The following is a 26,312-nucleotide window of genomic DNA, read 5'->3' as shown; positions in this document are numbered from 1 at the left end:
CAACAACAGGAAAAACGACGCGCCGCCGCGATCGTTTCGGATGAGGATGCACAGGGGTTGAAGGCGGTTTCGGATCACCCGAACGCCGCACTTGCATGTCTCCACCGAAGGACGCCGCGACGAGCAAGGGGACAGATCGTGAGGATTTCGCTCGATATCAGCCCGGTCGCCGCGACCGTCATCGCGGATGACACCGTTCACCCAAGGCACCCACGCCGCACCATCTGACCCGAACACACATCATCTGAAACGCCGAACAGACGTCGCAACATCGACCAACGGCGAAGTCACCACAGGAGGGGAAACGCGATGACATCTCAGATCACCAGACTGGCGCTTTGTTCCTCGGTCCTCGCGCTCGCCGCCGGAACCGCCGCCGCGCAGACCACGCCTGCCAGCCCCGCGCCTGTCGAGGCCGGCAGCCAGACCGCCACCGCACAGCCCGGCGACACACCGACCGAAGACATCATCGTCACCGGCTTCCGCGCCAGCCTCGCCTCGGCGATCAACGCCAAGCGCGAGTCGATCGGCGCGATCGATGTCATCAAGGCGGAGGACATCGCCAAATTCCCCGACAACAACCTCGCCGAATCGATCCAGCGCGTCCCCGGCGTGTCGATCGGGCGCGATGCCGGTGAGGGCCGCAGCATCACCGTGCGCGGGCTCGGCGCGCAGTTCACGCGCATCCGCATCAACGGCATGGAGGCGCTCAGCACCACCACCTCGACCGACAGTTCGGGCGGCGCCAATCGCGGCCGCGGCTTCGATTTCAACGTCTTCGCCTCGGAACTGTTCAGCGCAATCACGGTGCGCAAGACGCAATCGGCCGAGATCGACGAAGGCTCGCTCGGCGCGACGGTCGATCTGCAGACCGCGCACCCGCTCGATTACAAGAAGACCACCTTCGCCGCCTCGGTACAGGGCAATTACAATGATTTGCGCAAGGCGGTCGATCCGCGCCTCGCCGGGCTGTTCACCACCAAATTGTTCGATGACACGGTCGGCGTGCTCGTCTCGGCGGCCTATTCGCGCAGCCGCAAATATGAGGATGGCGCAGGCTCGGTCGGGTTCGATCAGACCGGAACCAACGGCGGCTATTGCGCGCCGGTCGGCTACGCCCCCGTCAACCCGCCGCTGTCCGGCGCGAATGGCACCACCGCCACCGCCTGCTCGACCGGCGTGCCCCGCCCCGCCGCCACGCCGGAGAACATCGCGGCCTACAACACCGTCAACGCCGGCAACGGGCTTGGCGTCCACGCGCCCCGCCTGCCGCGCTACGGCCGGCTCACCCACGACCAGAAGCGGCTCGGCCTGACCGGCTCGATCCAGTGGCAGCCGAGCAGCCACACGTTGCTCACCTTCGACGCGCTCTATTCGAACTATCACGCCACGCGCGAAGAGAATTTCATCGAAGCCTTCTCGTTCAGCCGCGCGCTCTCGAACGCCGGCAAGCCACAGACGGCGGTGCGTCAGGCCGAGGTCAACGGCGCGGGTGATCTCGTCTACGGCGTGTTCGACAATGTCGATATCCGCTCGGAAACGCGCTTCACCGACTTCACCACCAAGTTCCAGCAATATACGCTGAGTGGCAAACAGGATCTGGCGAGCTGGTGGACCGTTAACGGCGCGATCGGCTATTCGAAATCCGATCTCGAAGTGCCGATCGACACGACGTTGACGATAGATCGCCCCAACAGCCAGAATTATAGCTGGGATTATCGGCAGGACAGCCGCCACCCGATCCTGAACTACGGGTTCGACGTCACCAATCCCGCCAATTTCGGCTTCATCAACAACACGTCCGAAATCCGTCTGAGCACCAGCAGCTCGGTAAACACGTTCAAGAACGCGAACCTCCAGAGCAACATGAAGCTGCTCGACGGCCTCAATCTCAAGATCGGCGGCTCGTACAAGCGCTTCGAGTTCACATCGTCCGCCACCGGCCGGGCGGTCAACTCGCTGCTCGTGCCAGCACTGCCCGCCGGCACGACGGTCGCCGATCTCACGCGCGTGCTGACCGGCTTCGGTCAGGGCTTCAAAGTCCCCTCGCCGACGCCGACATCATGGGTGACGCCCGATCTCGACAAGTTCGTGAAGGTGTTCGACATCTTCTCGAACACCGGCACCTTCGCGCAGAACGGGGTCGAAAATGTCAGCGCGCGCGGCAACATCCGCAGCGTCACCGAGGATGACAAGGCCGGCTACGGGCAGGTCGAGTTCGACGGCGATCGCCTATTCGGCTTCCCGCTGCGCGGCGACATCGGCGTCCGCTACGTGCAGACCCAGCAATCATCGAACGGCTATCAGCTCGTCGGCACTGCCCCGGTGCTGGTCACCGCCAAACGCACCTATGACAATTGGCTGCCGTCGCTCAACCTCGCCTATTCGCCGACCAACACGCTGATCTTCCGCCTCGGTGCCTCGCAGGTGATCGCACGCGCCGATCTCGGCAATCTTACTCCGGGCGGATCGATCACCCTCACCGGCGCGCGCAGCGTGTCGGTCGGCAATCCCGATCTCGATCCAATCAAAGCCAAGACGCTCGATCTCGCGGTCGAATGGTATCCGACCCGCGATACTTTGCTTTCCGCAGCGTTCTTTTACAAGAAGATCAGCACCTACATCCAGACGCTACAGGAGGATTTGCCGTTCGATCAGCTCGGCCTCGATCCCGTGCTGCTCAACAATTCGAACACGAAGCCGACCGACGTGTTCACCCGGCGTCGGCCCTTCAACACGCCCGGCGGCCCGCTGAAAGGCTTCGAGATCAACGCCCAGACAGCCTTGCCGTTCAATTTCCTCCCCGAATGGCTCAACCATTTCGGCGTGCTGGCGAACTATACGCACGTCACCTCGAAGATCACATATTACCTGACCAGCGCAAACGGCATCCCTATCCTGACCACCAACGCCGCGCTGGTCGGCCTGTCGAAGAACGCCGCCAACGCCACCGCCTATTTCGACGACGGCAAATTCTCGATCCGCGGCTCGATCGCCTATCGCGGCGGCTTCCTTGTCAGCGTGCCCGGCGGCAACACCGGCAACGACGTCAACGGGCAGGGCAAGATCACCACGATCGACGCCAATCTGTCCTATCAGGTCAACGATTACCTCAAGATCACCATGCAGGGCCTCAACCTCACCGATGCCGCAGTCGATCAATATCAGGGATCGGATCGCAACAGCCCGTTCATCAACACGCATACGGGGCGGCAGATCTATTTCGGCGTGGGGGTGAAGTTCTGAGGCAATAACAATGGCGCCGATGCCGCATCCTCGCCGTCACCCCGGACGTGTTCCGGGGTGACGCAGTGGGTTGTGGCTCGGCTTTGTCCTTAAAGACTACCGCATTAGTCTAACGGAATACCCCAGCGCGGAGCACAACCCAATCAACCGTTCGTGCCGAGCGAAGTCGAGGCACCTGCGCTCCGGGCGTGTCCCTCGATTTCGCTCGGGACGAACCGAAGATATGTACTCCCTCTACCCCATCTAATCTCCCCACTGGAGGGGGCACCCCACCCCCTCCATTTTCCCCCAAACCCCACGCGAGACAGACCGGCATGAAAGCACCCCGCTTCCGCGTTTTCATGGCAGCCACCACCTGTCTCGCCACGCCCGCCCTCGCGCAGACCCCCGCAAGCGGCGAAGACGGCCTCCTCTTCGCCGTATCCGGCCAGAACGGCGCCACCGCCGACCAAGCGCGTGGCCTCGCCACCCCGATCTTCGCCGACGGCGTCAAAACAGTGGCGGATGGCCGCGTCGGCCAAGCGCTATCGCTAGCGGATCAGCTCACCCTCGCCTGGTCCGCGCCGGGCAACATCGCCGCGCAGCGCGGCACTGTGTCGTTCTTCTTCCGCCCGCGCACCCCGCTCGGCAGCACGCCGTTCCCGCTGTTCCGCATCGGCGACAGCGATGGCACGAGCTGGGACATGGCATGGGGCCGGATCGACTGGAACGGCCACGGCTTCGACGCCTTCGTCACCGATACCGGCCTCGCCCGTACCCGCGTTTCGTTTCGGATCGACACCATCCCCGCGCCGACCACCTGGATTCACGTCGCCTTCGCGTGGGACGAGACGGTCGGCGTGAAGCTGTGGATCGACGGCAAGCCGGTCGCGCATGCCGATCGCAAGGCGGTCTATGATGGCGGCCTGTTCGGCTTCGGTCCGTTCCAGCGCATCGTCTCGCCGTATCAGGTGCAGAGCCAGTATAATTACATCCGCTCGGGCGACATCGACGAGCTCCGCATCTACGATCACCGGCTTGACGATGCGCAGGTCGCCGCGCTCGCCGCCGCGCAAGCGCCGGCGGTGCCCGCCGCCCCGCCGCGCTCGCTTGCCGACGCCGCGACGCGGGACGAATGGTGGCTGCGCTACGGCTGGACCCGGACCGCGCCCGATTATCTCGCCAATCCGGTGACGCGAATCCGCAAGGTCGAATTCGCCGACACGCGCGACCAGAAGGAACGCATGTTCCGTGGCGCCGACGGCATCCGCGAGACGACGTGGCCCGGCGTCTACAACCGCTCGCGCCTGCCGGGCCGGCACGATTATTTCGAACTGCCCGACTGGAACGTCTATTCGACCGGCGGCAAGACCTACACGCTCACCCTGCCGGACGAGCCGTGGAACCGGATCGAAATCAACGGCCCGGCCTATGGCACGCTCAGCGACTTGGGCGGCACGTTGCTCACGCGTCCGGCCGGGCTGGAGCGAACCTCGACCGCACTCGACACAGAACGTCGCGGCGGCACGCTGCGCTTCGAGAATGTCGCGCAGGAAACCCCGATCGAGGAGATCGGCGCTTATGACGTCACCGCCGGCGCCGTCCCCGATGATCCCGTGGTGATGACCTACACGCTCGATGCCAGCGCCGATCCCGCCAGCTATCCCGCGCTCGATCCGCTACGCCGGACGATCGCCGGCCGCTACGTCGCCGACGAGCGCGCGACGATCGTCGCGCTCCCCGCCGGCGCGCCACGCAAGCCCGCCGCCGCACCGGCGCTGCGCGGCTTGCCGCTGGTCCACATCCTTATCCCCGGCGATTTCCGCGACAGCCGCCCCGGCGGCGCGATCTCGCGTTTCGCCTACGGCACCGAGAATATGCAGGTCGGTCTCGACGGCCTCGCGATCGATCTGCCCGCGCTGGACGTGCAGCCGACCCACGGCGGGCTGCTACCGCTCAACATCCGCGTCAAAGACCCGACCTGGCCCGACCGCGATCTGCTCGACATCAACGTCTCGGTGAAGCCGCACGAGGCGCGCACGCTCTGGCTCGACACGCGCGACCGCATCCTGCCGCCGGGCGCGAGCCTTTACGTCACGATCGCCGCCGCCGGCGGTGGCTTCGATGCCGCCAAGCTCGACGGCACGCGTCTGCGCTTGCTCTACAAGCCCGCCGCCGCCGCCAAACCCGAGCATGTCGCCGATCGCTTCGAACAGGCGCGCGACAACCTCGCCTTTCTGGTCGAGGAACAACCCAACACCCGCGCCTATCCGATCTGGGATCGCTTCGAGCGCGACATCTCCGACGTGCTGCGCGTCGATCCCGACAACGCGGTCGCGCGCGCTTATTGGGTCGAGAAGAACCCGAACCAGCCCTATGCGCCCTTCACCCAGCCGACGCCGCCCGCCGGCGTGCCGCTCTGGGCGTTCCGCCAAAGCGAAGACCTCAAGCTCTACCGCCGCTTCGTCGACTGGTGGATCGACAACCGCCAGATCGCCGACGGCGAGTTCGGTGGCGGGCTTTCCGACGATACCGATCTGGTCAACCAATGGGTGCCGCTCGCTCTGATGGGGGTCGAGCCCGCCCGCCTCGCCGCCTCACAACGCCGCGTGCTCGACGCAACGTTCGCCAACGGCATGTGGTCGGACGGGCTCAGCCGAATCCGCGCCGACGAACTGCACAGCTATGAGGAGGGCATCAATTCAGTCGCCCAGTCGCTCCAGCTCAGCCGTGGCGACCCCACCGCGATCGAGCGCGCGATGGCGGTGGCGCGTACCTATCCACGCCTGATCGCGGTCAACCCCGCCGGGCATCACCATATCGTGTCGAGCTACTACAGCGGCACCGATATCGTGCGCGAGGGCGTGTGGGGCTGGCAGCGCCCGTACAGCCTGCTCATTACCCATCCCGGCCTGCTGCTCGCCGATTACAACGGCGCGCCGGCGGTAAAAGCCGCGCTGCTGCCGCTGCTCGACGACTGGCTCGCCCACGGCAAGCAGGCGGCGGACGGAAGCTGGACCTACCCGTCCGAGATCGAATGGGCGACCGACGCCACGCGGGGGGCGGGCGTGGTCAGCGCCGCCAACCTCTTCTGGTCCGCCTGGACCTGGACCCGCGACGATCGCTACCTTCGCCCAATCGTCGCGGATCTCACCCACCACAACCTTGCCGCCATCTCCCGCCTCAACCCCGACCTCCTCACCCGCCTCCCCGCCGGCCCCAAGCTGATCCAACAGATCGCCGACGGCACCGTCACCGCGGCCGGAGTGGACAACGATCGCAATCTTGGCGGCAGCACCGACGCTGACTTCGCCCGCTTCGTCCGCTGGCAAAGCACCGGCGACAAGACGATTCTCGCCGATCTGTTCGGCGCCGAAATCCAGTCCGACAGCCAGCGCATGCACTTGCTGACCGAAGGCCATTTGTGGTCCGATCGCGTCAGCGTGCCCATCGAACTGCTCCAGCGCACCCGCCTTGGCGGCGTCGCCCACCGCCGCAACGCCTACGCGCCCGGCAATCTCGTCCGCTGGCGCTTCGATGGTGCTGCGAAAGCGGAAGACGTCGCGATCCTGATCCCCGCCGGCGACCCGCGCCGCTTCAAGGTGATCGCGTACAATCTCACCGATCACCCGATCACCGCGACGATGATCGGCGACGGCGTCGCGGCGGGCCGCTGGTCGATGACAAGCGGCATCGACACCAACGGCGACGACCACGCCGATACCGCCTCGGCCGCCACGCAGATCGCCTTTGAAGACGGCGCATCCCTCCCGCTCTCGCTGCCGCCCCGCCAGACGATCGTGTTCGAGTTGACGCTGGCAGCGGTGGGCGAAGAACCCCGCACCCGCGCGGACATCGGTCTGTCGGCGGACGATCTCGTCATGAAGGGCACGAGCCTGATCGCGACCATCCACAGCCTCGGCGCAAAACCCACGCCGGCTGGCGTCGCAACACTGGCCAACGGCGAAGGCCGCACGATAGCGACCGCACGCTTCCCGAGTTTGGCGGCCCCGGCCGATCTGTTCCCGAAGACGACAAACGTTCACTTCGCCATTCCGCGTGGCGTCAATCGGAACACGCTCTCGGTCACGCTCACGCTCGACGGGACACCAGCCGAAATCTCGACGACGAACAATCGCGCGCGCGTCGGCGCAATCATCGTCGGAGGAAGCAACTAACGCTTTTGGATCAGTCGGTCAGATTCAAGGCTGCCCCAATCATCATATGGAGCTTTGCCAAAGCGAGTTGTTCACCGGCTCGAAGACCCTGAAGGTAAAGACTGTACGCAGTCTTCGCCATTTCCGGCGAGCCACTTTCGGGGACGAAACAGAGGAATTGCCCACCCGCGTCACGGAGTTCCAGAACGCGATCGGCATGAGCTCCGCGCGGCAACGAGACCCGTGCCGGGCAGCCGAGCGCGGCAAGATCACGGTTGAAGCTCGCGACGAACAGCGCCGCAAGCGAGGTTGCATCGTTCATGACGATCTCCCGGACACGCGACTATCGGGTGCGCGAGCCAATGGCATAATGGTCGCAAATCTCCGAAAATTCCGCAAAATGCTCGGTATTGAAGGCCACGGCCGCATTTGCATGTTTCAAGATCTGCTCACCCGAAATGCTTCGCCATCGAATCGAAAGCGTAATGACCATATATGGTCTGACACTGAGGTAGCTCTGCCAAAGGTGGTTAAAGGCACGTCAATATGTTAACAGACGCGGTATGGTGAAAAGCAGCACACTTCCTTTGCCATGCGCGGACCGCGTGCGGCTTACCGAGCAGCCAATACCGAATCGGCAGGAGGACGTCTGAGCGACAGACTCCGTCCGTTGCGTGACGTCAGGCGTTTCGCTGACGTTCCGAAACCAACAATGTCGAAGTGGCCGTGGCGCAGAGCCGATCGGCCTCGTCAACCAAGCGCGCTTCGGTGAAGGCGACGCGCCGGCCCAACGAGACCAACCGGCCAATCGCGCGAACCCGGCCCGTGCGTGCGCTCAGCGCCGCCTGATAGCTGATCTTGATCTCAAGCGTGACGCAGGTCATCGGCACCTCCGTCGCGCTACTCGCGGCAAGGCCGCATGCGGAATCGAGCATCGTCGCCGCGAAGCCACCATGCACGATCCCGAGCGGATTGTAATGCGACGCGCCGGGCGTGGCTTCGAATACGACGTGCCCTTTGTCGATCTCGACCAAATCGATGCCGAGCAACTCCATCATCGGCGGCCGTCGGCCACCGGCAATCATCGCCCGGATTTCGTCGAGACCCGTCACAGCGCGATGCCCTTAGCCGCCTGGTATTCCGCCACCAGCACGGCGCAGATATCGCGCGCCGGGCGGATCGCGCGCGCTGCGCCAACGCCCTGACCTGCCGACCAGATCGACTTCCACGCACGCGCCTCTTCCGAGATCGACAATTCGCCATGTGTATCTGGCAGTGTAGCGGCGGCGAGGCTGGGCGCGAGGAAGTTGGCGTTCACGCCGGTAACTTTGTCAGTATAGGTGACGTCAGCCGCACGCGCGCCCAACATCATCGCCTTTTGCGCATCGCTGGCGAGACTTTCTTCGGCGACGATGAAGTGCGATCCGATATAGCCGAGATCGGCGCCCATCATCCGCGCGGCGGCGATGTGCCGCCCTTCGGTGATCGCGCCGGCCAGCGCGAGCGGTCCATCGAAGAACGTCCGTATTTCAGAAACGAGTGCGAACGGACTCAGCGTACCGGCGTGCCCGCCCGCACCCGCGCAGACCGCGATCAGCCCATCGACACCAGCCGCGACCGCTTTTTCGGCGTGGCGCGCACTGATGACATCGTGCAACACCAGCCCGCCGTAACTCTGCACCGCACGCACCACCTCGGACACGGCGCCGAGCGAGGTGATGACCACCGGCACTTTATGCGCGACGATGCGCTCAAGATCGGCCTCAAGCCGGGTGTTGCTCTTGTGGACGATCAGATTGACGCCGAACGGCGCCGCCCCCGGCACGCCGGCAAGCCGAACCGCGATGGCCTCGAGCCATTGCTCGAAGCCATCCGTCGTCCGCTGGTTGAGCGCCGGGAACGTCCCGAGCAGCCCCGCCGAGCAGCACGCCACAACCAGATCCGGCCCGGAGACCAGAAACATCGGCGCGACGATCGCCGGAATGGCGAGCCGCGACGAGAGGGCTGCCGGCAGAGTCAAAACGCGTCCTGGTCGAGCGCCATCATCGACCGCTTGCCAGCCTTGATCTGGAGGAACAGGGCCGCCGTCTGCGGCAGGATGCGTTCGAAGAAGAACGTCGCGGTCTTGATCTTGGCGTCGTAGAACGCCTTCTCGTCGGTGCCGAACAACAGTTTCAGCCCGGCGATCTTCGTCGCGCGCGCGTAGCAATAGGCCATTGCGACAAGGCCGAGCAGCCGCAGATAGTCGCTCGCTGCGGCACCCGCTTCTTCGGGATCACTCAAGCCACGCTGGGCGATCGTCGCGGTCGAAAGCTGGAGCGCGCCGAATGCCCGGGCGAGACCATCGATCATCGGCTTCATCGGCCCCTCGCCGCTGTTCTCCTCGATGAAGTTGGCGACGGGGTGGAAGAAGCTGCGCAGATACCGCCCGGTATGCGCGCCGAGCTTGCGCCCGACCAGATCGAGCGCCTGAATGCCGTTAGTGCCCTCATAGATCATCGCGATGCGCGCATCGCGGGCATATTGCTCGACCCCGCTCTCGCGGATGTAGCCGTGGCCGCCATAGCATTGCACCGCGAGATGCGCGCTTTCATGGCCGAGGTCGGTGAACAGCGCCTTCACCACCGGCGTCATCAACGCGGTGAAATCGGCGGCGCGCTGCTTCACTTCGGGGTCGGGCGAATGCTTCTCGGCATCGAGCGCGCGCGATACCCACGCAGACAGCGCACGGCATCCCTCGTTATAGGCGCGCATCGTCATCAGCATGCGGCGCACATCGGGGTGAACGATGATCGGATCGGCCGGCCCGCCGGGGTTCTTGACGCCCGACAGCGATCGTCCCTGCAGGCGATCCTTGGCGTACCACACTGCCGATTGGTACGCGGCCTCGCCGACACCGAGCCCCTGGATGCCGACCGAGACGCGCTCGGCGTTCATCATCGTGAACATCGCGGCCATGCCCTTATTGGGCTCGCCAACCAGCCAGCCGGTCGAATCGTCGAAGTTCATCTGACAGGTGGCGGAGGCCTTGAGGCCCATCTTGTGCTCGATCGCGCCGCACGCGACGCCGTTCGACGGACCGATCGACCCATCGTCCTTGGGCAGATACTTGGGCACGAGGAACAGGCTGATGCCCTTCACGCCCTTGGGTGCGTCGGGCAAGCGCGCGAGCACCAGATGGATGATGTTGTCGGTCAGGTCATGCTCACCGGCCGAGATGAAGATCTTCGATCCGGTGACACGGTAGCTGCCGTCGTCCTGCGGCACTGCGCGCGTACGCAACAGGCCGAGATCGGTGCCGCAATGCGATTCGGTCAGGCACATCGTGCCGCACCATTCGCCGCTCACCAGCTTGGGCATGTAGATGCGCTTGAGGTCTTCGCTGGCGTGACCCTCGATCGCGGTGGTCGCGCCGTGGCTGAGGCCGGGATACAGGCCGAACGATAGATTGGCAGAACAGCTCATCTCCTCGACGAGCTTGCTCACCGCCTCGGGCAGACCCTGCCCGCCCCATTCGGGATCGGACGCGAGCGATGTCCAGCCGCCTTCGGCGAACTGCTTATAGGCCTCCTTGAAGCCCTCCGGCGTGCGGACGACGCCATTCTCGAAATGGCAGCCTTCCTCATCGCCCGATCGGTTGATCGGCGCCAGCACCTCGCGGGAGAAGCGCGCGGCTTCCTCCAATACGGCGCTGGTCAGGTCGGGCGTGAACTCTTCGAGCGCCGGAATGCCGCCGAAGCCGTCATCCTGGTGCAGTTCGTCGAGAACGAAGCGCATGTCGCGCAGCGGAGCGTCATAGACTTGCATGGGATCAGTCTCTCAATTGCGCAGCGGTTTGCCGGTTTCGAGGATGGTTTCGATACGCGCCTGCGTGCGGGTATCGCGCACCAGCTTCGCGAAGGCCTTGCGTTCCAGCGCGAGCAGGTCCGCCTCGGTAACGGTATCGACCAGATCGGCCTCGCCGCCGGTCAGCACGTCGGCGAGAAACCCTGAGACGACGCCGTCATAGTCGGTGGCGAGACCGCGCGCCTGAAAGCCCTTCACCGCCATATCGAGCGCGACACGCCCGCTTGCACCGGGGAGGCGGAATTCGGGGGGCGCCGGCGGCTGATAACCCTCGACCAGGGCAAGTGCCTTGGCCTTGGCATCGGCGAGCAGCCGGTCGCGATTCATGGTGACGCCGTCGCTCGGGCGGAGGAAACCAAGCTCCTTCGCTTCGGCAGCGGACTTGGAGACCGTCGCGGTCGACACCGTCTCGAAAACCTTGGCGACCGCCGGCATCGGCCCCTTGGGCATCGCCGGGTTGCTGCGCCAGCGGTCGAGCATCTCACCACAACCGCCCCAGCCGGGGATCAGGCCGACACCGCATTCGACGAGGCCGGTATAGGTTTCGGCATGCGCCTGCACCGCATCGCTATTGAGCAGCATCTCACACCCGCCGCCGAGCGCCATGCCGAACGGCGCGCTGACTACGGGGAATGGGGCGTATTTGAGCGCCTTGTAGGCTTCCTGCCCGCCCGCGACGAGCTTGTCGATCTCACCCCACGCGGCGATGTTGACCGCGAACAGCGCAAGACCAAGGTTGGCACCCGCCGAGAAGCTCTTGCCCTCGTTATACACGACCAGCGCCTTGAACTTCTCGGCGACGATCGGGATCGCCTTGCCGATCAGCGCCATCACCTCGCCATCGAGCGCGTTCATCTTTCCGGTAAATTCGATGCAAGCGACACCATCACCGACATCCCACAACGCCGCCGAAGCCGTTTTGGCGAGCGGCTTCGTGGTGAGTTTGATGTCGGCGAGCAGCAGCACACCCTCGGGGCGGATAATGTCGTGATACGCGCCGTCGAGGCCGAGATACTGACGCACGCCGTTTTCGACGCGGTAGAAGCTGCGCTCGCCCGCCAGGGTCAGGATCGCGGGCACCGGCTTGCCCTCATCCGCCAGCCGCTTCGCGAGCGTGGCGGCGCCGATCTTGTCGATCAGCTCGAACGGGCCGAAGCTCCAATTGTAGCCGAGCTTCATCGCGGTATCGACCGAGACGATATCATCGGCCGCATCGGGCACCAGACTGGCGGCGTAAGCAAGCGTCTGGCCGAGGATCGCCCAGGCATAAGCGCCGACGTTGCCGGGCAATGCGAGCAGCGCGCCGAGATCTCCCTTCGCTGCCGCGCCGGGCAGCGACAGCGGCGTCACGACTGGACGGTATTCGCCGGTTGCGAGGTCGATCGCTTCCTTGCGCTTGCCCGCCTCGCGGTTGATCCGGTAGAAACCGCCCTTGCCCTTGCGGCCGGTATAGCCGTCCGCGATCATCCGTCCGATCAGCGGCGGGATCGTCGAGATCGCCTGATAGGGGTCATCCTTGGGCAAAGTCTCGGTGAGGCTCTTCTGGAGGTGCGGCATCAGATCGATGCCGACCAGATCGACCAAGCCGAACACGCCCGTCTTCGGCACGCCCATCGGCTTGCCCGCAATCGCATCAGCCTCCTCAACGGTGAGGCCCAGCTCGAACGCGCCATTGAGCGCCGCCTGAATCCAGAAGGTGCCGACCCGGTTGGCGATGAAGCCCGGCGTATCCTTGGCGACGACGATCGTCTTGCCGAGCTGGCGATCGGCGAAGTCCGACACGCGCGCCACCAGCGCGGCGTCGCTCTCCGGCCCGGACACGATTTCCAGCAGGCGCATGTAGCGCGGCGGATTGAAGAAGTGGGTGATGAGGAAGTCGCGGCGGAATGCCTCGGTGCGACCTCCGATCAGATGATCGAGCGGGATGGTCGAGGTGTTCGACGAGATCGCCGTTCCTTCGCGCCGCACCGCCTCCAGCTTCGTGTAAAGCTGTTGCTTGAGATCGAGCCGCTCGACGATCGCCTCGACGATCCAGTCGCATTCGGCGACGCGGGCCAGATCGTCCTCGATGTTGCCGATCTCGACCAGCTTTGCCGCCGCTTTCGACATGAAGGAGGCAGGCTCGGTCTTGAGCATCTTGGCGACCGCGCCCGCCGCGACAGCGTTACGGTCGGCGGGATCGCGGACGATGTCGAGCAGCAGAACGGGGATGCCAGCATTGGCGACCTGCGCGGCGATGCCAGCGCCCATCGTGCCAGCGCCGATCACGCAAACCTTCTTGATGGCGTCGCTCATTCTACCGCCTCCAGAATGGTGGCGATGCCTTGACCGCCGCCGATGCACTGCGTCGCGAGCGCATATTTTCCGCCCTCGCGCTGGAGCAAGGCGGCCGCCTTGCCGACGATCCGCGCGCCGGTCGCGCCGAGCGGATGGCCGATCGCGATCGCGCCACCATCGAGGTTCACCTTGGCGGCATCGAGGCCGAGATCGCCGATGCAGGCGAGTGCCTGGCTCGCGAACGCCTCGTTGAGTTCGACCACGTCGATCTGGCTGGCGTCGAGGCCGGCGCGCTTGAGCGCCTTGCGCGATGCCTCGACCGGGCCAATCCCCATGATTTCCGGTTGGCATCCCGATACCGCGACCGATTTGATGCGGGCGAGGATCGTCAGGCCGTTGGCGCGCGCATACTCCTCGCTCGTCACCAACACCGCACTCGCGCCATCGGTGAGCGGCGAGGCGGTGCCCGCCGTGACCGTGCCTTCCTTGCTGAACGCCGGCTTCAGCCCGGCAAGCGCCTCGGCAGTGGTGCCGGCGCGCGGCGTACCATCCTTGTCGACCACGCCCGCCTTGGTCTGGATCGGCACGATCTCGGCGTCGAGCTTGCCTGCGGCGATCGCAGCGGCGGTCTTATCCTGGCTCGCCACCGCGAACGCCTCCTGCTGGGCGCGAGTGATCTGATATTTGGTCGCGACGTTCTCGGCAGTATCGCCCATGCCCATGTACGCGGCGCTTTTCTTGGCGAGCGCAGGATTGGGCAGCGGGTTGAAGCCCATCATCGGCACGCGGCTCATCGACTCGACGCCGGCGCAGATGAACGCCTCGCCCGCGCCGAGCTGAATCTGCCCGGCGGCGATGTGGATCGCACTCATCGAGGAGCCGCAGAAACGGTTGACCGTCATGCCGCCGACGGACAGCGGAAGATCGGCGAGCAGCCCGACCAGCCGGGCCATATTGAAGCCCTGTTCACCTTCCGGGAAGGCACAGCCCAGCACGATATCCTCGATATCCTCGGGCTTTACGCCGGTGCGCTCGATCAGTCCGCGAATCACGGTCGCCGCGAGATCGTCGGGGCGGACTCGCGCCAGCGCGCCCTTGCCGGCGAGATGAAAGGGGGACCGGGCATAGCCCGCAATAACCACGTCGCGCATCAAACATGCCTCTCCATTGATGTCGGGAATCAGCGTTCCCATCGTCATTCCCTAATGGTGCGATAATTGACCTATACGTCAACTGATTTTTGCGGCAAAGAGTGATTCGCGTTGCAACCGTAATGGGCGAAACGCCGAAACCAGCGCGCCGGTTCACCGGCATGACACAAGGTTGGGAGAGAGAGGATGATGTTACTGTTGGCAGCGGCCGCCGCTGCCGCGACCACCCCGGACTCCGTGGTCGGTCGATGGCAAACCCCCACCCGCCACGGCGTGGTGGAGATCAGCAAGTGCGGTACGTCGATCTGCGGATCGCTGGCCGAATCGGACGGCCTGCGCGCCGATCCGCATCTCAAGGACATCAACAACAAGGACGCCAGCCTGCGCGGCCGCGCGCTGAAAGGGCTGACGATTCTCAAAGGCTTCACCTGGAAGCAGGGCGCCTGGAGCGGCGGCACGATCTACAACGCCGACGACGGCGGCACCTATACGGCCACGCTCACCCAAACCGGCGCGGATCAGATCAAGCTCAAGGGCTGCATCGTCTGGCCGTTGTGCAAGACGCAAGTGTGGACGCGTATTCGGTGATCGCACGATCACCAGTTCAGTAAAAAGACGAGAGGATGGATAGGCACATGAAGAATTTCCGCAGGACTTCGGCACTGGCGACGCTGCCGGTGATGTTCCTTGCCTTTGGCGGCGTGGCGCATGCGAGCGCGTTCTACCTCCAGGAACAGTCGGTGAAGGGCGCGGGCCGCGCCTTCTCTGGCGAGGTCGCGGATCAGGGGCCGGAATCGATCTGGTGGAACCCGGCGGCGATCGGCTGGCAGGACGGCTGCGCTGGTGCGCTTGGCGTCAGCGCGATCCTGCCGCGCGGCAACGTCGTCGACAATGGCACGGTGATCGTGCGTCCCGGTCAGGCTGCCCGCGCAGTGGGCGGCGATTCGAGCACGCGCAACCCGATCCGCAACGGCGTTCTGCCTGCCGGATCGTTCGCGTGCGGGGTCGCACCGCGCCTGTCGGTCGGCATCTCGGTCAACGCGCCGTACAGCTTCACCACCGATTATCCCTCGACGAGCTGGGCGCGCTACAGCGCCGACCGTACCAAGCTGCGCACCTATGATATCGCGCCGACCGTCGCGTTCGCGGTGACGGACAATCTCGCGATCGGCGCATCGATGAACATCGAATATGCCGACGCCACGCTCTCCAACGCGCTGCCCAACCTCTCGCCGCTGCTCGCCGACGGCGAACAGCGGCTGGCCGGCAACGGCATCGATTTCGGGTATACCGTTGGCGCGCAATATCATGCCGGGCCGTTCTCGCTGGGCGGCAGCTACAAGTCGGCGGTCAAGCACCGGCTCGATGGATCGGTGGCGATCACGGGGCTGCTCGGCCCGCTCGCCCCGCAAAACCGCACGCTCCGCACCACGGCCAGCTTCAGCACGCCGTGGCAAGCGATGATCGGCGCACGCCTCGCGGTGACGCCCGCGATCACGCTCAACGCGCAGGCGGTCCGCACCGGCTGGTCGGAATTCGACGCGATCCGGCTCGGCGGGCCGCTCAACACCGCGATTCCCGAGAATTATCACGACACCTGGAGCTATGCGGGTGGCGTCGATCTCGCGGTCTCGCCCAAGCTGACGCTGCGCGCCGGCGTCCAACGCGACGAGAGCCCGACCAGCGACGGCAATCGCGATGCGCGCGTTCCCGACAGCGACCGCTGGAACTTCGCGGGCGGCGCCAGCTTCGCGTTGAGCAAGTCCTTCACGGTCGATGCGGCGGGCTCGTACATCACCTTCAAGGACGCGAAGATCGATCGCCTGACGGCGGCCTATGCCGGCACGCAAGTGCAAACGCCGATCGTGGTCAACGGCATGCTGACCAATGCCCATGCCGTCGTGCTGTCGCTCGGCGGCCGGCTGCGCTTCTGACGGAGACGATATGATGCCCGCCCTCGCCTCGTCGCCCATCACGCTCGCGAACGAGCCGTTCGCGATCCGCCCGCGCCTCATCACCGATCTGCTCGATCATGCGGTGGCGACCTGGCCCGAGCGGACCGCGATCGACTTCCTCGGGCGAACGTGGACCTACGAGGCGATCGGCACTCTCGTCGCGCACGCGGCGCGGGGCTTGCAGGATCAGGGGCTGAAGCCGGGTGACCGCTTCGGCCTCTGCCTGCCGAACTGCCCCTATTTTGTCGTCCTGTATTTTGCGGCGCTCAAGGTCGGCGCCATCGTGGTGCAGTTCAACCCGCTCTATACCGAGCAGGAACTCGATCATCAGATCCGGGATTCGGGCACGCGCATGATCGCGGTGCCCGATATCGGCGTGATCCACGACAAGGTCGAAACGGTCGCGAAGGGCACGACGATCGAGCGGATCGTGGTGTGCGGCATGGCCGACATGCTGCCGACGATACAGGCGCTCGGTTTCACCTTTCTCAAGCGCAAGGATCACGCGCATATCGCCGATCGGCAGCTCAACCTGCCGCTCCGCACCCTGCTGGCGAATCGTGCCCCGCCCGCCCCGGTCCCGGTGGACCCGGATGATGTGGCGGTGCTGCAATATACCGGCGGTACTACCGGCGTGCCCAAGGGCGCGATGCTGACCCATGCCAATCTTACCGCCAACAGCGCGCAGATGCTGGTTCATCTCGGCGGGATGCCGCCGCATCAGGAACGCACGCTCGGCGTACTGCCGATGTTCCACGTCTTTGCGCTGACCACCGTGCTCAATTTCTCGATCGAGATCGGCGCGGAGATGGTGCTGCTGCCGCGCTTCAACATGATTCAGATGCTGCGCACGATGAAGCGTAAGCCGCCCACCCAGTTCTTCGGTGTCCCGACCATCTATGCGGCGGTCAATGCGCTGCCTGATGCGCAAATCCCTGATCTGTCGAAGGTGCGGGCCTGTATCTCGGGCGGCGCTCCGCTCCCGCACGAGATTCGCGAAACCTTCGAGCGGCGTACCGGCGCGCGCGTGGTGGAAGGTTACGGGCTTTCCGAGGCATCGCCGATCATCGCGTGCAATCCGCTCGATGGTCTCATCAAGGCCGATAGCTGCGGCCCGCGTTTTCCGGCGACGATCCTCGAAATCCGCGACCCCGCCGCACCCGACCACCTCATGCCGAACGGCGAACGCGGCGAGGTCTGCGCGCGCGGCCCGCAGATCATGAAAGGCTATTGGGGAAAGCCAGCCGATACCGAGGCTGTTTTCGTCGATGGTGCGTTGCGCACCGGCGATATCGGCTATCTCGACGAAGACGGCTATCTGTTCCTGGTCGATCGCATCAAGGACGTGATCCTGTGCGGCGGCTATAACGTCTATCCGCGCACGATCGAGGATGCCGCCTATCAGCATCCAGCGGTGAAAGAGGCGATCGCCATCGCCATCCCCGATGCTTATCGTGGCCAATCGCCGAAGTTGTTCGTTGCGCTGCACGACGGTCAGCATCTCGACGTCACCGAACTCCGCCATTTTCTGGAGGTCCGGCTCAACAAGATCGAGCTCCCCAAAGAGTATGAGTTCCGTGACAGCCTACCCAAGACGCTGATCGGCAAGCTCTCCAAGAAGGAGCTGGTCGCGGAAGAAAAGGCCAAGCACGCGTGATCGGCGAAAATTTCTTGACCCGATCGCGCCTTCCTGTTCCTCAATATGGGATGACGCGCGGGTGGAGCAGCAGGTGAACACGTCGGACAATCTGGAGAACGTAAGAGCGCTCGTCCGCAAGGCCCCTGCCGACGGCGTGCGGAAGGGCATTCAGGAGGTCGCGGAACATCTCGGCGTGACGCAGCGGACGTTGCGCTTCTACGAAGGCAAGGGATTGATCCAGCCCGAACGCGTGGGCAGCACCCGGGTCTACACGCGTCGCGACATCGGGCGGATGCAGCTCATCCTGCGCGGCAAGCGGCTGGGATTCTCGATCCGCGAGATCATCGAGTTTCTCGATCTGTACGATGCCGATCCCGATCACGTCGAGCAGATGGCGCGCCTTGCCGAGCGCGTTCGTGAACGTTTGGCCGATCTGGAAAAGCAGCAGGTCGCACTGGTCGATACGATCCGGGAATTGCGGCAGATCGAACAAGAGGCGATGGCGCGCATCGAGCAAGCCGTCCCGGCGAGATCGACGCGAAGTCACCCGACGCCAAGCTGACCCACGCGGTTGGCTGCCGACCAGCGCAGCGACCTGTCACGCACATTGCCAAATCATTGCCATGTTGTACGAGGGCGTGAGATCAATTCCGGGAGGCCGCGTGGACAAACCCGATCGTCCGGCGCGGAGCGCAACGATCATCGACGTTGCAGCGCGGGCGGGGGTTTCCGCGATGACCGTGTCGCGGGTCATCAACAACCGCGACGGAGTTCGCCCGGAAACGCGCGAGGCGGTGGAAAGCGCGATCGAGGCGTTGTCCTACACGCCGAACACCGCAGCGCGGAGCCTCGTTACCTCGGCCGAACTGCGCGTTGGGGTCGTCTACTCCAATCCCAGTGCCGCGTTCATGAGCGAGTTTCTGACCGGCATCTTCGAGGAAGCCTCGACTCGCGGCGCGCGCTTGATCCTCTTGAAAGGCGAAGGTGGCGCCCCGCCGCCCCGCCCCGCGCTGGAGAGGCTCGCCGAATCGGGGCTGTCCGGCATTATCCTCGCCCCGCCGCTCGGCGAGGCGCCGATCGTGCTGAACGTCCTGCGCGGATTAGGGCGGCCGCTCGCTGCCGTCGGCGCGTATAATGTGCCCGACGCGACCTGTGTTCGCATCGACGATCGCCGGGCCGCGTGCGAGATGACGCAATATCTGCTTGAACTCGGCCACCGCAGGCTCGGTTTCGTCCTCGGCAACCCCGATCAAGCGGCAAGCGCCGAGCGCATGGCAGGCTTCTACGACGCCGTGCGCGACGCGACGAACGTCGAGGTAAAGGTCGCGCAGGGCGATTTCAGCTACGCGTCAGGGCTGATCGCGGGCGAGCAACTGCTCGACGGCCCGTCGCCGCCGACGGCGATCTTCGCAAGCAACGATGATATGGCAGCAGCGATCGTATCGGTCGCGCACCGGCGGCAACTCGACGTGCCACGCGAACTCACCGTGGTTGGGTTCGACGACACCACTGCGGCGGTAACGCTCTGGCCGCCGCTGACGACGATACGCCAGCCGCTCCACCAGCTCGCCGCCGAAGCGCTTGCGGTCGTGGCGTCCGAAGCCTCCGGCAGCAATCGTAAAACCCGTCGCCGCGAGCGCGTGCTCGATCATCACATCGTCAAGCGCGCATCCACCGCCCCCCCAGCTTAGGTTGCATCCCTTCCCGCATACCGGAACCATTCGAAATCGGCAGGTATCGCCGTACCGGACAGATCCTGGCAGGCCATCCCCACGAAGGTGCCGGTGAAGTTGGGAAGGCCGGGTGCGGTTACCTCGTCGGACAGAATGCTGGCGTCGAAGGCAATGGGCACAGTCTGCCACTCTTCCGCAGCGTTCACGCGCCAGGCGAAGTGCAGCGCGTTCTGCACGACGGTCGCGCGCAGTTCGACCGCGCCATCCGGCAAGGTCGGTACGACGACGACCGTCTCGCATCCGATTTCAGGATGCGCCGACATCACCTGGAGTTGGCGCACGCCAGCGTCCACCGTCACGTTGAAATAGTGGAACTTGGTGGAATTGTAATAACAGATCAGGCCCGCCGCCTGCTGGAAGCTGGTCGGCGCAAAGTCCATCCGGGTCGTCACGGTGTAATCGAAATGCTCCTGCCGCCGTGCGACCAGCGCTTGCCGAAAGTAGCTGCCGACGGTCTCACGCCCAAACAGGCGAAGTCTGCCGGGCCGCGCGGTGAGGCTGAACAGTTCGGCCGGATCGGGCGTGCGCAACCACTGAAACTCTTCAGGCAGATCGGGCTGGTCGAAGCGGCCGTCCCACCCGCGCTGCGGCCACGGCGCAGGCGGCAGATTCGGCGCCAGCGGCGAGACTTCGGGCTCGGCATCGCCGGTAATCGTGCGCAACCAGTCGTCGTCGCCCCAGCGCACCGGCTGGATTGCGGTCTCACGCCCAAGCACGCACCGCTCACGTCCGGGCAGCGGACGCCCGCAAAGATAGGTCAGCCAGGTCGTGCCATCAGCCAGATCGACGAGATCGCCGTGTCCTGTGCGTGCGATCGGTGCATCGCGCCGTCCGTGCGCGGTCAGCACCGCGCCATCGGGGTGGACTTCGTAAGGCCCGAAGATGGAGCGCGACCGTGCCATTACTACGGCGTGGTCCCAGCCTGTCCCGCCTTCGGCGACCATCAGATGATACCAGCCGTTGCGCTTGTAGAGATGCGGACCCTCGGTGAAGCCGCGTTCGGTGCCGGCGAAGATCAGCTTCGCCTCGCCAACCAGCCGCAGCGCCGTGCGGTCGAATTCCTGGATCACGATGCCGGCGAAACGGCCGCGATTGGGCCGATGGTCCCACAGCATGTTGAGCAGCCAGGAACGGCCGTCATCGTCGTGGAACAGCGCGGGATCGAAACCGCTGCTGTTGAGATAGGTCGGATCGGACCAGTCGCCATCGATGCGGTCGCATGTCACCACAAAATTGTGAAAGTCGCGCAGAGACGCGCCGGACGCGCCGTTCACGGTGGTTTGGCCGTAGCGCTTTACATCACTGTAAATCAGCCAGAATTTTCCATCAGCGTAGCTGAGATCGGGTGCCCAGACACCGCACGAATCTGGGTCGCCGCGCATGTCGAGTTGGGAGCCACGGCACAGCGGACGCGATGCCAGGCGCCAGTTGACCAGATCGCGGCTGTGATGGATTTGCACGCCCGGATACCATTCGAACGTCGAGGTGGCGATGTAGATGTCATCACCCACGCGCACGATCGAAGGATCGGGGTTGAAGCCGCGCAGGATGGGGTTTTGAAGGCGGGTCATGCGGGCTTACGCACCAAGGTCCACAACAAGATTGCTCCTATAAGATCCATAACGCCCAGCAGGATGAAGAACGGTTCGTAACCGACCAGATCGACCATGCCGCCGAGCAACAGCGAGAACACGAGTACGCCGAGGTTTCCGGCCAGCCCGGCAAGGCCGGCGGCGGTCGCCACCTCGTTGCGGCGGAACAGATCGGACGCCATCGTGATAACGGTAACAGAGAGCGTCTGGTGGGCGAAGCCGCCCAGACACAGCAGCGCGATCGCCGCATAAGGGCTGACGACGGTGCCGACCAGCGCCATGCCGGTCATCATCACCGCGCCGAGCGTGAACGCACCGCGACGCGCGTTGATGAGCGATACGCCGCGCCGCTGGAGGAACGCCGCCACCGCCGGCCCGAACAGACAGCCGAGATCGGCGGCGAGAAACGGCAGCCACGCGAACAGCGCGATCTGCGTGAGATCGAACCCACGCACCCGCACCAGATACAGCGGCATCCAGAACGACAGCATGCCCCACACCGGATCGGCCAGCAGGCGTGGCAGCGCGATGCCCCACAGATCGCGGCGGCGCAGCAGCGACAGGATCGACGGCCTCGCCCCTTCCGCCGACAGCCGGGTTTCCTGCCCGGCAGCGATGTGCGCGCGCTCGGCTTCGCTCAGACGGGGGTGACGCTGCGGAGTGTTGTACCACGCCAGCCACGCCAGCGACCAGACGAGCCCGAGCGCACCGGCGACGACGAAAGCAAGCCGCCAACTCTGCATCATCACCGCCCAGGCGACGAGCGGCGGCGCGAACACCGCGCCGAACGATGCGCCAATGTTGTAGATGCCGCCGGCGGCACCACGTTCCCGCGCCGGAAACCATTCCGCGACCAGCTTCTGCCCCGCCGGTTGCGCAGACCCTTCGGCCAGCCCAAGCAGCCCGCGCAGCGCCGCGAAGCCAAGCCAGCCGCTCGCGAAAACATGCGCCATCGTGATCAACGACCAGGCCGCCGCGCACACGAAGAAGCCGATTCGCAGGCCGGCCCCGTCGAGCAGATATCCCGCCAGCGGCTGAAGCATGACGCCGATCTGAAACGCGCCGGTGATCCAGCTATATTGCTGGGTGCTGATGTGCTGTTCCGCGAGGATCACTGGCGCGGCGACGCCGAGCACGGAGCGCGCGAGATAATTGAGGATCATCGCGCCGACGAACAACGCGATGATCGTCCAGCGCAGCTTGGGAATGCGGGCGGAACGCAAGGGCAACTCCGTTAACGTAAACATGGCCCCGCCCGATCAGGCAAGCGGCAAGAGGTAAAGACGGCTCCCGATCCGGTCATTTCGATCGTTTCGGACATGATGCCATCCTCACGCCTGCACTAGCCGAGGTCACATCGTCTTGACAAGCATCGCTGGTAGGACTAATTCGAAGATGTTAACGTAAACATTGTGCGATGCACAAAAGCAAAGCGCGCGATGGGGTCATGATGCTCGGTTCAACGGCACATGAGACGAGTAATGGCTACGAAAAGGGGAGAGAAAACCTGAAACACGTTCCTTCAGCATTGCAGCATCGCACCATCGCGGCACTTCCCGCGAAGTAACTGCGGCCGCCTCATGGCGAGGCGGCGGCGATGCGCGTTCCGCCGCGCGGTTCCGTCCGCACGATGCACGATCATCAACCGTTCCGGGCACGGTGTCGCGTTCGGGGAAATATCAAGAAACATCGCCTTACAGGCCAGGGGAGATATACATGACGTTGAAAGCTCTGGATTGCCGCGCGTCCCTTTTGCGCGGCGCTTCGTTGGCGGCGGTCGTCGCCTGTCTGCCATTGCCGGCGTTCGCGCAGGCACAGGCACCGGCACAACCTGCCGCTGAAGCCCCTGCGACACTTGAGCCGCAGGCACCCGCCCAAACCGATGCCGCCGCACGCGACATCGTCGTCACCGGCTCGCGCATCGCGACGCGCGGCTTCACCGCGCCGACGCCGACGACGACGATCACCGCAGCGGACATCGCGCAGAACGCCCAGCCCAACCTCTTCAACACGATCGCACAGTTGCCGTCACTGCAAGGGTCGACCGGCTCGACGGTCAACACGTTCAGCACGTCGAGCGGCACGCAGGGCCTCAGCTCGTTCTCGCTGCGCGGCGTCGGCGCGATCCGCACGCTGACCCTGCTCGACGGCCAGCGCGTCGTCGGCGCGAACGTCACCGGCGTTCCCGACGTCAGCCTGTTCCCGCAGTTGCTCGTCCAGCGTGTCGATGTCGTCAACGGCGGTGCATCGGCGTCTTACGGTTCGGACGCGGTCGGCGGCGTGGTCAACTTCATCACCGACACGCGCTTCAACGGCATCAAGGGTAACGTCCAGGGCGGTATCACCACCTATGGCGATAACAAGCAGGTGCTGGCGCAGTTAGCGTTCGGCCATAGCTTTTTCGGCGATCGCCTGCATGTCGTCGCCAGCGGCGAATACGCGCATGACGATGGTGTTGGCGGCGGCAATTACGGCCTGAACATGGCCGGCGGCCGCAAGTGGTTCCACCAAACCTCGATGATCAACCGCAACGTCCTCAACGACGGTTCGCCGCAGTACCTCATTCGCAACAACACTCAGTCAAACACCTATACCAAATACGGCCTCATCACTGGCGGACCGCTTCAGGGAACCGCGTTCGACCAGTCTGGCCGGCCGTTCCAGTTCCAGTACGGATCGAACGGCGTACCGACGCGCGCGCCGGGTGGCGGTGTCACGGGCTGTTTTGGCGGTTCCTGCGTCGGCGGCGATCTCTCGGGCAACGTCGATGTGGGCCGGTCGCTTCAATCCGCGCTTCAGCGGGTGAACGGTTACACCCGCGTCGGTTTCGACATCGCACCCGACAACGAGCTGTATTTCACCGCGAACGTCGGTCAGGTGAAGACCAACAACCAGCCGATCAACGGCCAGAACAAGCCCGGCCTGACCATCCAGTGCGACAATGCGTATCTGCCCCAGGAGATTCGGAACGCATGCGGCACGGCGGGGATCACCAACTTCCAGTACGGCACCAGCAACGCCGCGCTCGGCAACACGCGCGTTTACACCAACCGCCGCCAATATCGCTTCGTCGCCGGCGCCAAGGGGCGTGTGCCGGTCGCAGGGACCGAATGGTCCTACGACATCTACGGTGAACACGGCACGAACTACACCAACGTCGATGTGAACAACATCCTGCTCAATGGTCGCTTCACCCAGGCGATCGACGCGGTGTATCAGGGTGGCCAGATCGTCTGCCGTAACCCGGTGGCTCAGGCGAGTGGCTGTAAGCCGCTCAACATCATCGGCGGCAATCCCTCGGCAGAAGCGCTGAGCTATGTCATGCCCGAAGCTGGCCCGTATCAGCGCACGCGCCAGACCCAGGACGTGTTGAGCATCAACTTCTCGGGCGCGCCGCTCGATTTGTGGGCCGGCCCGCTCTCGATCGCGTTCGGCGGTGAATTCCGTCACGAATTCTACAAAGTGACGGCCGATCCCTACGGCGCCGGCTCCGCCAACACCGCGTATAACAGCGCCTATCCAGCCGATCCGTTCGTGAACGCCAGCGGCAACGCCAACTGGTATGCCGGCACCTACAAGAACGGCCACGGTGCCTACAGCGTCAAGGAAGGTTTCTTCGAGGCAAACCTGCCGATCCTCAATTCGGATGCGCTCGGCCATGCCAATTTGAACGGGGCGGCGCGTGTTACCGATTACAGCACCTCGGGCGTCGTCTGGGCGTGGAAGATCGGCGGCACCTGGGCACTCCCGATCGACGGCGTTCGCATTCGTGCGGTCACGTCGCGCGACGTGCGCGCACCGAACCTCTCGGAACTGTTCGCGGCGCCGGTCACACAGACGCTGCCCGGCACGTTGAATCCGTTCACCGGCGAGACCGTCGTGGCCGTCCAGAATGCGATCGGCAACACCGCGTTGAAGCCGGAAATCGCCCGCAACACCACGGCGGGCATCACGCTCTCCAATCCGCACTGGTTGCCGGGTCTCAGCCTGTCGTTCGACTGGTACACGCTCAAGATCGAAGGCGTGATCTCAAGCCTCAGCGCGAACGACATAATCCAGCTCTGCTTCCAGAAGCTCGTGCTCTCGACCTGCGGCGCCACCAACCTGAGCGACCCAACCGGCCCGTACTTCATCAACGCGCAGGCGTTCAACCTTGCCTCATACGACACCGAGGGCTTCGATATCGAAGCGAGCTACCGCTGGCAGCGGCCGCTTGGCCTGCCGGGCAACTTCACCGTGCGCGCACTCGCTACGCACGTCATGAAGTTCGTGACTGACACCGGCCTGCCGGGCACCATCCCGGTCGATACTGCGGGGGACAACACCAGCAACACACCGAGTTGGAAGTGGTTGGCGACCCAGAGCTACGACACCGACCAATTCTCGTTCCTGCTCCAGGAACGCTGGTTCAGCGACGGCACCTTCGGCAACAAATATATCGTGTGCCAGAGCAATTGTCCGGTTTCAAACAACAACCACCCGACCATCGACAACAACTTCTATCCCGGTCGGTTCTACATGGATGTCGGCGGCAGCTACAATCTGACCAAGGACATCACCGCTTATGCCAAGATCGACAACATGTTCGATGTCGATCCGGCGGATTCGACGATCTTCAACAACCCGTCGCTCTACGATCAGCTCGGCCGCACCTATCGGGCCGGCGTTCGCTTCAAGCTGTAACCCTTCCCCCCTCGATGGGGCGCGGCATCACGCCGCGCCCCTTTTTTTTTGTCT

At 64.5% G+C, this 26,312-nt stretch carries 16 protein-coding genes; 8 read left to right on the top strand and 8 right to left on the bottom strand.

Annotated features, from left to right (window positions below; genetic code table 11):
• Nucleotides 1-309 precede the first annotated feature (309 nt).
• A complete protein-coding gene (locus tag EWE75_RS02510; RefSeq protein ID WP_130155105.1) occupies nucleotides 310-3,246 on the top strand; it encodes a TonB-dependent receptor in 2,937 nt (978 codons plus the stop codon).
• 314 nt (nucleotides 3,247-3,560) lie between these two features.
• Nucleotides 3,561-7,403 carry a LamG-like jellyroll fold domain-containing protein gene (locus tag EWE75_RS02505; RefSeq protein WP_130155104.1) on the top strand — a complete coding sequence of 1,281 codons (3,843 nt, stop codon included), beginning with the start codon at nucleotides 3,561-3,563 and terminating at the stop codon, nucleotides 7,401-7,403.
• Between the two features lie 10 nt (nucleotides 7,404-7,413).
• Here the strand turns inward: EWE75_RS02505 and EWE75_RS02500 are convergent, their stop codons facing one another.
• The 6 genes from EWE75_RS02500 to EWE75_RS02475 all read right to left on the bottom strand — a co-directional run bounded on the left by EWE75_RS02500 (nucleotide 7,414) and on the right by EWE75_RS02475 (nucleotide 14,656).
• On the bottom strand, nucleotides 7,414-7,704 hold the full coding sequence (locus EWE75_RS02500) for a hypothetical protein (RefSeq protein WP_231708168.1): 291 nt from the start codon (nucleotides 7,702-7,704) through the stop codon (nucleotides 7,414-7,416).
• Nucleotides 7,705-8,062: 358 nt separating this feature from the next.
• The gene (locus EWE75_RS02495; RefSeq protein WP_130155103.1) at nucleotides 8,063-8,494 is read right to left on the bottom strand and encodes a PaaI family thioesterase; all 432 of its coding nucleotides are present in this window, start codon (nucleotides 8,492-8,494) and stop codon (nucleotides 8,063-8,065) included.
• Nucleotides 8,491-9,402, bottom strand: coding sequence for an NAD(P)H-dependent flavin oxidoreductase (locus EWE75_RS02490; protein ID WP_130155102.1), 912 nt, complete (start codon nucleotides 9,400-9,402; stop codon nucleotides 8,491-8,493). The genes EWE75_RS02495 and EWE75_RS02490 overlap by 4 nt, the downstream gene beginning before the upstream one ends.
• The gene (locus EWE75_RS02485) at nucleotides 9,399-11,189 is read right to left on the bottom strand and encodes an acyl-CoA dehydrogenase C-terminal domain-containing protein (protein ID WP_130155101.1); all 1,791 of its coding nucleotides are present in this window, start codon (nucleotides 11,187-11,189) and stop codon (nucleotides 9,399-9,401) included. Before EWE75_RS02485 ends, EWE75_RS02490 begins: the two co-directional genes overlap by 4 nt.
• A gap of 12 nt (nucleotides 11,190-11,201) precedes the next feature.
• Entirely contained in the window at nucleotides 11,202-13,523 is a 2,322-nt protein-coding gene (locus EWE75_RS02480; protein ID WP_130155100.1) for a 3-hydroxyacyl-CoA dehydrogenase/enoyl-CoA hydratase family protein, read from the bottom strand.
• The gene (locus EWE75_RS02475) at nucleotides 13,520-14,656 is read right to left on the bottom strand and encodes a thiolase family protein (RefSeq protein ID WP_130155099.1); all 1,137 of its coding nucleotides are present in this window, start codon (nucleotides 14,654-14,656) and stop codon (nucleotides 13,520-13,522) included. The genes EWE75_RS02480 and EWE75_RS02475 overlap by 4 nt, the downstream gene beginning before the upstream one ends.
• 186 nt (nucleotides 14,657-14,842) lie before the next feature.
• Between EWE75_RS02475 and EWE75_RS02470 the strand changes: the two genes are divergently transcribed.
• From EWE75_RS02470 to EWE75_RS02450, 5 genes are all read left to right on the top strand, one after another.
• Nucleotides 14,843-15,244 (top strand): DUF2147 domain-containing protein, encoded by a 402-nt coding sequence (locus EWE75_RS02470; protein ID WP_130155098.1) that lies wholly within the window; start codon nucleotides 14,843-14,845, stop codon nucleotides 15,242-15,244.
• Nucleotides 15,245-15,291: 47 nt separating this feature from the next.
• Entirely contained in the window at nucleotides 15,292-16,590 is a 1,299-nt protein-coding gene (locus EWE75_RS02465; protein ID WP_130155097.1) for an OmpP1/FadL family transporter, read from the top strand.
• 13 nt (nucleotides 16,591-16,603) lie between these two features.
• The gene (locus EWE75_RS02460) at nucleotides 16,604-18,268 is read left to right on the top strand and encodes a long-chain-fatty-acid--CoA ligase (protein ID WP_130155140.1); all 1,665 of its coding nucleotides are present in this window, start codon (nucleotides 16,604-16,606) and stop codon (nucleotides 18,266-18,268) included.
• A gap of 91 nt (nucleotides 18,269-18,359) precedes the next feature.
• The gene (locus EWE75_RS02455; RefSeq protein ID WP_206364659.1) at nucleotides 18,360-18,812 is read left to right on the top strand and encodes a MerR family transcriptional regulator; all 453 of its coding nucleotides are present in this window, start codon (nucleotides 18,360-18,362) and stop codon (nucleotides 18,810-18,812) included.
• A gap of 100 nt (nucleotides 18,813-18,912) precedes the next feature.
• Nucleotides 18,913-19,941: a LacI family DNA-binding transcriptional regulator gene (locus EWE75_RS02450; protein WP_130155095.1), complete on the top strand. Its 1,029-nt coding sequence runs from the start codon at nucleotides 18,913-18,915 to the stop codon at nucleotides 19,939-19,941.
• On the opposite strand, the gene EWE75_RS02445 is transcribed toward EWE75_RS02450, so the two are convergent.
• Together EWE75_RS02445 and EWE75_RS02440 are read right to left on the bottom strand one after the other, a co-directional pair.
• Nucleotides 19,938-21,554 carry a glycoside hydrolase family 43 protein gene (locus EWE75_RS02445; RefSeq protein ID WP_130155094.1) on the bottom strand — a complete coding sequence of 539 codons (1,617 nt, stop codon included), beginning with the start codon at nucleotides 21,552-21,554 and terminating at the stop codon, nucleotides 19,938-19,940. The two genes, EWE75_RS02450 and EWE75_RS02445, sit on opposite strands and share 4 nt — an antisense overlap.
• Nucleotides 21,551-22,822 carry an MFS transporter gene (locus tag EWE75_RS02440; protein ID WP_130155093.1) on the bottom strand — a complete coding sequence of 424 codons (1,272 nt, stop codon included), beginning with the start codon at nucleotides 22,820-22,822 and terminating at the stop codon, nucleotides 21,551-21,553. Before EWE75_RS02440 ends, EWE75_RS02445 begins: the two co-directional genes overlap by 4 nt.
• A gap of 469 nt (nucleotides 22,823-23,291) precedes the next feature.
• On the opposite strand from EWE75_RS02440, the gene EWE75_RS02435 reads away from it, so the two are divergent.
• Nucleotides 23,292-26,258 carry a TonB-dependent receptor domain-containing protein gene (locus tag EWE75_RS02435; protein WP_206364655.1) on the top strand — a complete coding sequence of 989 codons (2,967 nt, stop codon included), beginning with the start codon at nucleotides 23,292-23,294 and terminating at the stop codon, nucleotides 26,256-26,258.
• The last annotated feature ends 54 nt before the right edge of the window (nucleotides 26,259-26,312 follow it).

This window comes from Sphingomonas populi, assembly GCF_004208535.1.
GTDB lineage: Bacteria > Pseudomonadota > Alphaproteobacteria > Sphingomonadales > Sphingomonadaceae > Sphingomonas > Sphingomonas populi.
The sequence above is the reverse complement of the archived record's forward strand: the minus strand, read 5'-3'. Positions and strand labels throughout refer to the sequence as shown.

Bases quoted from the DNA above. Each gene is read 5' to 3' on its own strand.
- EWE75_RS02470 (WP_130155098.1), top strand. From the start codon at position 14,843: ATGATGTTACTGTTGGCAGCGGCCGCCGCTGCCGCGACCACCCCGGAC.
- EWE75_RS02445 (WP_130155094.1), bottom strand. From the start codon at position 21,554: ATGACCCGCCTTCAAAACCCCATCCTGCGCGGCTTCAACCCCGATCCT.
- EWE75_RS02435 (WP_206364655.1), top strand. From the start codon at position 23,292: ATGACGTTGAAAGCTCTGGATTGCCGCGCGTCCCTTTTGCGCGGCGCT.
- EWE75_RS02475 (WP_130155099.1), bottom strand. From the start codon at position 14,656: ATGCGCGACGTGGTTATTGCGGGCTATGCCCGGTCCCCCTTTCATCTC.
- EWE75_RS02485 (WP_130155101.1), bottom strand. From the start codon at position 11,189: ATGCAAGTCTATGACGCTCCGCTGCGCGACATGCGCTTCGTTCTCGAC.
- EWE75_RS02440 (WP_130155093.1), bottom strand. From the start codon at position 22,822: ATGTTTACGTTAACGGAGTTGCCCTTGCGTTCCGCCCGCATTCCCAAG.
- EWE75_RS02480 (WP_130155100.1), bottom strand. From the start codon at position 13,523: ATGAGCGACGCCATCAAGAAGGTTTGCGTGATCGGCGCTGGCACGATG.
- EWE75_RS02505 (WP_130155104.1), top strand. From the start codon at position 3,561: ATGAAAGCACCCCGCTTCCGCGTTTTCATGGCAGCCACCACCTGTCTC.
- EWE75_RS02460 (WP_130155140.1), top strand. From the start codon at position 16,604: ATGCCCGCCCTCGCCTCGTCGCCCATCACGCTCGCGAACGAGCCGTTC.
- EWE75_RS02465 (WP_130155097.1), top strand. From the start codon at position 15,292: ATGAAGAATTTCCGCAGGACTTCGGCACTGGCGACGCTGCCGGTGATG.
- EWE75_RS02510 (WP_130155105.1), top strand. From the start codon at position 310: ATGACATCTCAGATCACCAGACTGGCGCTTTGTTCCTCGGTCCTCGCG.
- EWE75_RS02500 (WP_231708168.1), bottom strand. From the start codon at position 7,704: ATGAACGATGCAACCTCGCTTGCGGCGCTGTTCGTCGCGAGCTTCAAC.